Raw genomic sequence first — 9,867 nt, forward strand, 5'->3', positions numbered from 1 at the left:
GATCAACTGGAACGAGTCGTACTCGCTGTACAAAGACCAGCTCGACCCCTGGTTCGAGGACGAGGTCGCCGACGACTGGTCGGAGCGCCGCCAGTGGGCGGTCGACGTGCTCGACGAGGAGACGGAGCTGCAGGAGATCGTCCAGCTCGTCGGGAAGGACGCCCTGCCCGACGACCAGCAGCTCACCCTGGAGGTCGCGCGCTACCTGCGCGAGGCGTACCTCCAGCAGAACGCGTTCCACCCGGTCGACACGTTCTGTCCGCCGGAGAAGACGTACCTGATGCTGACGACGATCCAGACGTTCAACGACGAGGCGTTCGACGCGCTCGACGCCGGCGTCCCGGTCGAGGAGATCATCGACATCGAGTCGGCCCCGCGGATTAACCGTATCGGCGTGCAAGAGGACTACGAGGAGTACGTCGAGGATCTCAAGGCGGAGATCACCGAGGAGCTCCGGAGCCTCTACTGATCATGAAAGAGTATCAAACCATCACCGAGATCAGCGGTCCCCTCGTGTACGCCGAGGTCGACGAGGCGATCGGCTACGACGAGATCGTCGAGATCGAGACGGCACAGGGCGAGACGCTGCGCGGGCAGGTGCTCGAATCCTCGGAGGACGTGGTCGCGATCCAGGTCTTCGAGGGCACCTCAGGCATCGACAGAGACGCGTCCGTCCGCTTCCTAGGCGAGACGATGAAGATGCCCGTCACCGAGGACCTCCTCGGGCGGGTGCTCGACGGCTCCGGCCGCCCGATCGACGACGGGCCGGAGATCGTCCCCGAGGAGCGACAGGACATCGTCGGCGCGGCGATCAACCCGTACTCCCGGGAGTACCCCGAGGAGTTCATCGAGACGGGCGTCTCCGCCATCGACGGGATGAACACGCTCGTCCGCGGGCAGAAGCTCCCGATCTTCTCCAGTTCGGGCCAGCCGCACAGCGAGCTGGCGATGCAGATCGCCCGGCAGGCCAGCGTGCCCGAAGAGGAGGAGGGCGGCGACGACGAGGAGGGCTCCGAGTTCGCCGTCATCTTCGGTGCGATGGGGATCACCCAGGAGGAGGCGAACGAGTTCATGGAGGACTTCGAGCGCACCGGTGCGCTCGAGCGCTCCGTCGTCTTCATGAACCTCGCGGACGACCCCGCCGTCGAGCGGACGGTCACGCCGCGGATGGTGCTCACCACGGCCGAGTACCTCGCCTTCGAGAAGGACTACCACGTCCTCGTCATCCTGACGGACATGACCAACTACTGCGAGGCGCTCCGCGAGATCGGGGCGGCCCGCGAGGAGGTGCCCGGCCGCCGCGGGTACCCCGGCTACATGTACACCGACCTGGCGCAGCTGTACGAGCGCGCGGGCCGGATCAAGGGCCGCGACGGGTCGGTCACGCAGATCCCGATCCTCACGATGCCCGGCGACGACGACACCCACCCGATCCCGGACCTGACCGGGTACATCACGGAAGGACAGATCTACGTCGACCCCGACCTGAACAGCCAGGGGCTCGAGCCGCCGATCAACGTGCTGCCGAGCCTCTCACGGCTGATGGACGACGGGATCGGCGAGGGGCTCACTCGGGCCGACCACAGCGACGTCGCCAACCAGATGTACGCGGCGTACGCGGAGGGTGAGAACCTGCGTGATCTCGTGAACATCGTCGGCCGCGAGGCGCTCTCAGCGCGCGACAACAAGTACCTCGACTTCGCGGACGCCTTCGAGACGACGTTCGTCGACCAGGGCTTCGAGACGAACCGCGAGCTCGAAGACACGCTCGCGCTCGGGTGGGACCTCCTCTCGACGCTGCCCAAAGAGGAGCTCAACCGGATCGACGAGGAGTTCATCGAGACGTACTACCGCGAAGACGAGTCGGAGCGCGTCGCCGTCGAGGCCGACGACTGAGCCGGCAGCCCTTTTGAACCGTCGTCTCGACCCAGCGAGCGACTGGTTCGTCTGGAAAGAATTAACCACGCCCGCCTGGAAGAGATCGGTAAGCGATGGCAACGGACGTCAAGCCGACCCGGAAGAACCTGATGGCGATAGAAGACCGGATCGAGCTCTCAGAGCGCGGCCACGACACGCTCGAACAGAAGCGTGACGGGCTCATCATGGAGTTCATGGACATCCTCGACCAGGCCCAAGACGTCCGCTCGGAGGTGGCAGACGACTACGAGACCGCCCAGCACACGATCGACATGGCGCGGGCCATGGAGGGCGACGTCGCCGTCCGTGGCGCGGCCGCGGCGCTGAAAGAACACCCCGAGATCACGACGCGCTCGAAGAACATCATGGGCGTCGTCGTCCCGCAGATCGAGTCTTCGAAGGTCAAAAAGAACCTCGACGAGCGCGGCTACGGCCTCCTCGGCTCCTCGGCGCGGATCGACGAGGCGGCCGACGCCTACGAGGAACTGTTAGAGTCGATCATCCTCGCCGCCGAGGTGGAGACGGCGATGAAAAAGATGCTCACGGAGATCGAGACCACGAAGCGCCGCGTGAACGCCCTCGAGTTCACGCTGCTGCCGAGCCTCTACGAGAACCAGGAGTACATCGAACAGAAGCTCGAAGAGCAGGAGCGCGAGGAGATCTTCCGCATGAAGAAGATCAAAGCGAAGAAAGAGGAGGAAGAGGCCGCCGAAGAGGCCGAGGCGGCCGCGGAGGCCGCGGCCGCGGAGACCGAAGAGCCGGAGCCCGCCGACTGACGGCACCCCGCGTCGCGACCCGCCATCAGCACTTCCGCGTCTTCTCGCCGCCGACTTTTAGCGCGTCCCGCCCGTAGCGACGCGCATGCCCTGTCCCGACTGCGACGCCGAGGCGGTCGCCTTCGCGGTCCCGTCGTCGCTCCGCGAACACGCCCCCGCCGACGCGGCGGCGATCTGTACGCGGTGTCTGCGGGTCGCCCCGGCGAGCGAGGCCGGCGTCGCGGACGCGGCGACCGACGACCCCGACCTCGGCCGCGTCGACCCCGTCTTCCCGTCCGGAGAGGCGGGGATCGCCCTGGCGCTCTGCTGTGGGAAACTGGAGTCGTTCGCCCCGAACCGCGAGTCGATTGAGGCGCTGGTCCGCCACGCCGAGGGGGCGGGCGCGGACGTGTTCGCCTTCCTCGGGCGGCTCGACGCCGCCGACGCCGCGTTCGACTTGGACCGGCGGCGGGCGACGCTGATCGACGCGCTCTGAGCCGCCGGCGCTACAGGTCGATCCCGTCCGGGTCGTTCCACTCGTCGTCGCCGTCGCCGTCGTCCGCATCCGTCCCCGCCGGGCCGAGGCGCTCTTCTCCCTGCCGCGACTCGTGGACGGCGAAGCCGCCGCTGCGCTCGTCGCTCCCGCCGGCGTACGGGTCGGTCTCCGCGTCGTACCCCTGTTCCTCCCGCTCGAAGATGTACGCGAAGAAGCCGAACAGCGGGACGACGAACGAGATGAGCGCCCACTTGCGCGGGTTCATCCCGTAGTTCGGCGCGTCGACGTAGGCGTAGGCGGCGAAGCCGACGAGCCATAAGAGCGGGACGCCGACGAGGATAGCGGCGGCGAGCGGCTGCATACCGACGCTTCGGCCGCGTGGTAATAAGGCTGCGGACGAGTCGACGCGCCGGCGACGGCGGGCCGTCGGTCGGGGCCGCTCAGAGGAACGGGCGCCAGTAGTACGGGCTGACGAACCCCTCGATGACGGCGGCGACGCCGAGCAGGATCCCGAGGCCGACGGTCACCCAGAACGCGGTCTCCAGGGCGTCGGCGAGCCCTCCGCGGCTCGCGCGGCCGCGGACCGACCGCCACGAGACCGCGCCGAGGTGGACGCCGAGCGCGCCCGAAACGACGAGCGCCGGGATCTCGAATATCCCGTGCGGGACCACGAACGCGACGAGGGCGAGCAGGTTCTCTTCGAGGGCGGCGGTGGCCCCGAGCGCGAGGCCGTTGAACGCGAGCGACGAGAGCGCGGGGACGACGAGGCCGACGCCGGAGAAGGCGGTCGCGATCGCGACCCCCCAGTTGTTCCCGAAGAACGTCAGCGCGGCCACCGGCGGGACGTGCCCCACCAGCCGCCCCTCGATCGACGTGGGGACCGCCTCCGCGAAGGGGGCGGCGGCGGTCCAGCCGACCGCGCCGAACCCGAGCGCCACCGCGAGCGCGAGCGCGTGGGAGCCCGGCGTCGACCGGACGAACCCGACCAGCTCTCGCCAGCCGCGGCGGAGGCCGCCGACCAGCTGGGCGCGGACGCCGGCCTCGGGCGGCGAGACGGGGTCGACCGCCCCGCGGTAGTCGCCGTAGAGGACGGTCTTCAGCAGGTCGAGCGCGGGCGCGACGACGACCGCGCTGGCGAGCGCGACGACGGCGCCGCCGCCGAGGAACGCGATCCCGGAGGCGACCGAGGCGACGGCGACCAGCGCGCCGATCGCGACCACGAGGTAGGCGGCGGCGTCGGCCGGGTTCGAGCGGACGAAGCCGCCCGCGCCCTCGATCCCGCCGACGACGCCGGCGTCGTCGACGACGACGGCCACCGGCGCGAACGCGAAGAGGATCCGCACGAGGGCGACGGCGGCGAAGCCGACGAGCAGGACGCCGACCGCGACCGCCGCGCCGAGGAACGGGTTCGCGAGGAACGCCGCGCCGACCGCGATCGACCCGAGCGCGACCACGGCGACCCACAGGAGCAGTTCGGCGACGTAGAGGCCGAGGAAGGTGAGCCACCGTGACCGAGCTCCCGCGATCCCGCCCACGAGCCCCCGCTCGTCGCGGAGGCTCGCGATAACCGCTGAGAGCTGCCCGGCCGAGATGGCGGCGTACGCGAGGACCGCGAGGGCGACCGTGACGAGCACGCCGGCGGCGACGAGGGTCGCGACCGTCGGCGTCGCGAGCGGCTCGAACGCGGGCGCGACCCCCTCGCCCCACGCCCGGAGCGCCTCCGGGTCCTGCGTCTCCGGCGGCGGTTCCGCCCCGGCGAGCGCCTCGCGGAGCGTCGCGAGCCGCCCGGTCAGTTCGAGGTGGAGGTAGACCCCGGCGAGCGCCGCGAACGTGCCGAGGCGGGCGATCACCGGCACGGCGGTGCCGAGGAGGTAGAACGGGAGGAGGTCCGCGGGGCGTCGACGGAGGGTCGCTGTCGTTGCCGTGATGGCGGCGGAGAGATCCATACGGCCGGTTCGGCCGTCCGATATTTAAAAACGGGGCCGGGCTAATCCCAGAACGACTGCGTGCGCGCGTACTCGCGCTCCTGCCGCAGCACGTCGCGGTAGAACTCGTCTTCGTCTTCGCGGAGCTTGTTGATGATCCGCGCGGCGTTGTGGGGGCCGACGCCGCGGGCGGCCAAGGCGATCACCGCCCGCTTCCCGTGCGTCTGGACGAGGCTCGCCGCGCGGTGCGCGCGCTCGGTGCGGCGCTCCTGCTCGTCGTCCTTCTCCGGCGCGCGCACCGCCGCCACCGTCTCGTCGTCCCACGGGTTCAGCGCCGCGATCCGGGTCGACCCGCACTCCGGACACTCCGGCTGGTCGCGGACGCGCCGGACCTTCGTCGTGTGCTTCCAGTCGGTACAGTGGAGACAGAAGAGGATGACGCGGTCGTCTCGGATCCGCTCTTTGACCGTCGCTATCACGTCCGCGTCGGCGTTGTCGGGGACGAGGAACTCGGTGCCGGCCGAGCGGCCCGCGGTGCCCAGCGGCGTGCGCTCGCGGGCGATCGCGAGCTCGCGGGAGCCGTCTTGGACCCCGGCGAGCAGGTCCGCCGTCTCCGGGACCGCGAGGTCCGCGTGGAACACCTCGCGGAGCGCCTCGTCGTAGACGGGCGTGTCCTCCAGCGCCGCGAGCAGGCGGTCGCCGCCGAACCGCCCCCGCCCCTCGCGGTAGCGCTTGACCGCGCCGAACTTCGCGGCGACCTGCGCGAGCGTGAACTTCAGCGCGTCCGACTTCTTGACGGCGAGCTCGAGGTACGCCTCCAAGCGGTCCGGGTCGGTCGTCTCCAGCACCTCGCGGAAGGTGCCCGGTCCCGCCCCGTTCGGCACCTCGAACTCGATCCGGTACGGGTCGACGTCCATGCCCACCGACGAGCCGGCGCGCTGGCCGACGAGCGCCGCGAGCAGCCGCGCGAGCGTCTCGTTGACCTCGTGGCCGAAGGCGGCGTTGACCGCGACGGTGCGGGCGCTCCCCTCGATCACGATCCGCTCGTCCGTCGGGACGGGGTGGCCGGCGTCGACGTGGTCGACGACCGACTTCAGCGCCGCCGCGACCGTCTCCTCGTCGGTCGGATAGCGCTCGGCGAGGCCGGCGGCGACCGCTTCCGGGGTTGAGCCGGCCTCCAGGGCGGCCGCGGCCTCGCCCCGGATCCGGCCGACCTCCTCGGCGACCGGCTTCGGGACGGGGATCTCCCGGCCCACCCACGAGGGGACCTCCCCCGTCGGGTCGGGGATCGGCGTCACGTTCACGCGCTCCTCCTCCTCGTCGACCTCGGTGATCCGCCACATCTCGCCGCGCTGGACGAACGTCTCCCCCGGCCCGGCGAAGTTGACGACGAACTGCTCGTCTAAGGTCCCGATCCCCCGCCGCGAGGACATGTCGTACACCTCGTAGGTGGACTCGTCGGGGATCATCGAGAGGTTCGCGTAGAAGTACTGCCAGGTGCCGCCAGACTTCTCTACGGTGTCCGTCTCCTCGTCGAGCCACAGCAGGCGGTTCCCGTCGAGCTCGCGGACGACCTCCTGGAACTCGGGCTCCGAGAGGTCGGCGAACGGGTAGGCGTTCGTGACGGTCTGGTAGGCCTCGCGGGCGTGGATCTCCCCCTCGTCCATGACGAGGCCGACGATCTGGTTGGCGACCGTGTCGAGGCTGCCGTGGTGGATGTTCGCGGGCTCGACGAGCTCCTCGCCGGCGCGGCGCGCGATCGCCAGCGCCTCCAGCGTGTCGTCGCCGCCCTGCGTCACGATCGTCCCCTCGGAGACGAGGTCGCGGCGGTGGCCCGCGCGCCCGACGCGCTGGAGCAGGCGGGCGACCTCGCGGGGGCTCCCGTACTGGACGACGTGGTCGACGCGCCCCACGTCGATGCCGAGCTCCATCGACGAGGTACAGACGAGCCCGTCGAGGTCGCCCGACTTGAACCGGTCCTCCACGTCGATCCGGACCTCCTTCGAGAGCGAGCCGTGGTGGAGCTCGATCTCGGTGGGGTCGTCGTCGCCGCGGTCCCGCTCCGTCTCCGCGAGCGTCTTGAACCGCGATCCGAGCGCCTCCGCGGTCTGGCGCGTGTTGACGAAGATCAGCGTCGACTCGTGGTCCGCGACGATCTCGCGGATCGTCCGGACGTGGCTCGCGGTCGTCTCGTCGACCGCGAGCTCGCCGGCCAGCGTCGCGTCGCGGTCGGTGATCTCGGGGTCGAGGACGCGTACGTCGGTCCGCGTCCCCGCGGCGACCTCGACCGTCTCGAACCCGCGGTCGCCCTCGCGGTCCGGGTCGCGTCTCCCGGTCCCGACGAGGAACCGACCGACCTCCTCGGGGTCGCCGACCGTCGCGGAGAGGCCGACCCGCTGGAACGGCCCCGCGACGCGGCGCAGGCGTTCGAGCCCGACCGTGAGCTGCGCGCCGCGCTTCGCGGCGGCGAGCTCGTGGACCTCGTCGATGACGACGTGCGCGACGTCCTCTAAGGCGACCCGCATCTTCGACCCGGTGAGGATCGCCTGGAGGCTCTCCGGCGTCGTGATGAGCACGTCCGGCGGGTCGTCGGCCTGCTTCGAGCGCTCGTACTGCGTCGTGTCGCCGTGGCGCACCGCGACCTCGACGCCGAGGCGGTCGCCCCACCACTCCAGGCGGTCCATCATGTCGCGGTTGAGCGCGCGGAGCGGCGTGATGTACAGCGCCGAGATCCCCTCGCGCGGCGGGTCGCCCGGGGCGTCGCGGGCGTCGACGATCGCGTCGAAGACGGGCAGCATCGCTGTCTCCGTCTTCCCGGTGCCCGTGGGGGCGAGCACGAGAGCGTTCCGGCCGGCCGCGAGCGGCGGGATCGCCTCGCGCTGCGGCTCCGTCGGCGTCGAGAACCCCTGCTCCGAGAGCGCCGCGCGGACCTCGCTCCCGAGGTGCGCGAACGCGTCCATCCCCGACGGTTCCGCCATGGCTGTGATCGTTTACGGTTGGGCGCTCGGGCGATTAAGCCCGTCGCTGTGCGAGATCCGGACGCGGCGGCCGCCGTCCTCTCGGTTCCTCGCCGGCGGCGCAGCGCGAATCGGTGAGCCCGGTCAGTCGGCGCGGCGCAGTTCGACGACGAACACGCTGCCGGTCGGGTCGTTGTCCTCGACCCACACGTCGCCGTCGTACTTGTCGACGAGCGTCTTGACGAGGTAGAGCCCGATCCCGGTGCCGCCCGTCTCCAACCCCTTCTCGCCCTCCTGGAATATCCGCTCCTTGTGGTCGTCGTCGATCCCGGGGCCGTTGTCCGCGACCGACACGCGCACGGCGTCGTCCGTCGCCTCGGCCGAGACCGTGACCTCCGCCACGCCCTTGTCGTTGTGGACGACCGCGTTGGTCAGCAGGTTCCGGAACACCGCCTCCAACAGGTCGTCGGCCATCACGGTCACGTCGGGGATCACGCCCTCGACCGCCACCGTCGCGCGGTCCTGGTCCGCGCGGACCTGCTCGACCTGTCGGTCGAGCTCCGTTCGAAGGGGAATCGGCGTCTGCTCGACGCCGACCTGTAGCAGCACGTCGGTGACGTCCTTGGCGGTCTCCGTGATGTCGGCCGCCTGCTTCGCCGCCTCGATGACAGTCCGCGCGTACGTCCGGCTCTGTTCGTCCGTGAGCGACTCCGCGAGCAGTTCCGTGTACGACTCGACCACCATCAGCTGGTTCCGGATGTCGTGGCGGACGACTTGGTTGAGCAGCATGAGGGTGTCCCGCTGCTCTTCGAGCGTCCGCTCGTACCGCTTGAGCTCGGTCACGTCGCGGGCGTACCCCAGGACGGCGTCGTCGCCCGTCTCGGACACCTCGTACGGGATCTTCGTCGTCTGGAGGATGCGCGTCTCCCCGGCCGCCGTGGTCAGCGTCTCCTCCCCGACCGTCTTGGGCTCGCCCGACTCGATCACCTCCAAGTCGTCCTGGCGGAACTCCGCGGAGTCGTCGGCGTCCGGGATGATCTCTCCCTCGGTCTTCCCCTCGACGTCCGCCGGCGTCCGCCCGTACGCCGCCGCGGTCGCCTCGTTGGCGAGGAGGTACTCGCCCTCGCGGTCCTTCACGAACACCAGGTCGGGCACGAGGTCGATGATCTTCCGGAGCTCCTCGCGCGTCGACTCGATGGCCCGCTCGTACTCCTTCCGCTCGGTGATGTCCTGGAGCAGCCCCAACGCGCCGACGAGCTCTCCGTCCTCGTCGTACTGCGGGTCGCCGACCGTCCTGACCCACCGTGTCCGACCGCTCTCCGTGACGATTCGGAGTTCGAGGTCGTACGACTCGCCGTCCTCGGTCAGCCGATCGAACGCCGCCCCGATCGTCTTCCTGTCGTCCGGGTGGTAGAACTCGATCCCGTCGGCCAGCTCGACCGACTCGCTCGTCGGCACCCCGTGGAGCCGGTACACCTCGTCGCTCCACGTGAGCTCTCCCTCGGCCAGGTCGACTTCCCACCAGCCGATCGACGCGCCCTCCTGCGTCCGCTCGATGACCCGCCGCGTCCGTATCAGCTCCTCTTCGCGTCGTTTCTGCTCGTCGACGTCGAGGTGGATCCCGACCGCGCGGACCGGCTCCCCGTCCCCGTCGCGCTCCACGATCTTGCCGACGTCGCGGATCCACTTCCACCCGCCCGCCGCGGTGCGCATCCGGTGTTCGGCCTCGTAGTACTTCGTCTCGCCCGCGACGTGGGCCGAGAGGGCGTCCTCGACGGCCTCGACGTCGTCGGGGTGTACGCGGCGCTCCCACGCGT

Annotated in this window: 7 protein-coding genes and 1 pseudogene; 4 read left to right on the forward strand and 4 right to left on the reverse strand. The window is 70.4% G+C overall.

Going from position 1 to position 9,867, the window contains the following annotated elements; all coding sequences use genetic code 11:
- The 4 genes and pseudogenes from Q0116_RS13840 to Q0116_RS13855 all read left to right on the forward strand — a co-directional run.
- A pseudogene (locus Q0116_RS13840) lies at positions 1 to 469 on the forward strand (V-type ATP synthase subunit A); the annotation flags it as partial.
- Positions 470 to 471: 2 nt separating this feature from the next.
- Entirely contained in the window at positions 472 to 1,896 is a 1,425-nt protein-coding gene (locus Q0116_RS13845) for a V-type ATP synthase subunit B (RefSeq protein ID WP_297889575.1), read from the forward strand.
- A gap of 95 nt (positions 1,897 to 1,991) precedes the next feature.
- The gene (locus Q0116_RS13850; protein ID WP_297889577.1) at positions 1,992 to 2,693 is read left to right on the forward strand and encodes a V-type ATP synthase subunit D; all 702 of its coding nucleotides are present in this window, start codon (positions 1,992 to 1,994) and stop codon (positions 2,691 to 2,693) included.
- An 85-nt stretch (positions 2,694 to 2,778) separates the two neighbouring features.
- The gene (locus tag Q0116_RS13855) at positions 2,779 to 3,168 is read left to right on the forward strand and encodes a DUF6276 family protein (protein WP_297889580.1); all 390 of its coding nucleotides are present in this window, start codon (positions 2,779 to 2,781) and stop codon (positions 3,166 to 3,168) included.
- Positions 3,169 to 3,178: 10 nt separating this feature from the next.
- Here the strand turns inward: Q0116_RS13855 and Q0116_RS13860 are convergent, their stop codons facing one another.
- The 4 genes from Q0116_RS13860 to Q0116_RS13875 form a co-directional block, all read right to left on the reverse strand.
- On the reverse strand, positions 3,179 to 3,529 hold the full coding sequence (locus Q0116_RS13860; RefSeq protein ID WP_297889583.1) for a hypothetical protein: 351 nt from the start codon (positions 3,527 to 3,529) through the stop codon (positions 3,179 to 3,181).
- 79 nt (positions 3,530 to 3,608) lie between these two features.
- Entirely contained in the window at positions 3,609 to 5,114 is a 1,506-nt protein-coding gene (locus Q0116_RS13865) for a stage II sporulation protein M (protein ID WP_297889586.1), read from the reverse strand.
- A 41-nt stretch (positions 5,115 to 5,155) separates the two neighbouring features.
- Positions 5,156 to 8,071, reverse strand: a complete 2,916-nt coding sequence (locus Q0116_RS13870) for a DEAD/DEAH box helicase (protein ID WP_297889589.1) — start codon at positions 8,069 to 8,071, stop codon at positions 5,156 to 5,158.
- A gap of 123 nt (positions 8,072 to 8,194) precedes the next feature.
- On the reverse strand, positions 8,195 to 9,867 hold a 1,673-nt coding region (locus Q0116_RS13875; protein ID WP_297889592.1), incomplete at its 5' end, for a sensor histidine kinase.

The organism is uncultured Halorubrum sp., from assembly GCF_937146585.1.
GTDB classification, from domain to species: Archaea; Halobacteriota; Halobacteria; order Halobacteriales; family Haloferacaceae; genus Halorubrum; species Halorubrum miltondacostae.

What these genes read in the sequence shown, in the direction of transcription:
- Q0116_RS13845 (WP_297889575.1), top strand. Translation starts at nt 472, where the DNA reads ATGAAAGAGTATCAAACCATCACCGAGATCAGCGGTCCCCTCGTGTAC.
- Q0116_RS13850 (WP_297889577.1), top strand. Translation starts at nt 1,992, where the DNA reads ATGGCAACGGACGTCAAGCCGACCCGGAAGAACCTGATGGCGATAGAA.
- Q0116_RS13855 (WP_297889580.1), top strand. Translation starts at nt 2,779, where the DNA reads ATGCCCTGTCCCGACTGCGACGCCGAGGCGGTCGCCTTCGCGGTCCCG.
- Q0116_RS13860 (WP_297889583.1), bottom strand. Translation starts at nt 3,529, where the DNA reads ATGCAGCCGCTCGCCGCCGCTATCCTCGTCGGCGTCCCGCTCTTATGG.
- Q0116_RS13865 (WP_297889586.1), bottom strand. Translation starts at nt 5,114, where the DNA reads ATGGATCTCTCCGCCGCCATCACGGCAACGACAGCGACCCTCCGTCGA.
- Q0116_RS13870 (WP_297889589.1), bottom strand. Translation starts at nt 8,071, where the DNA reads ATGGCGGAACCGTCGGGGATGGACGCGTTCGCGCACCTCGGGAGCGAG.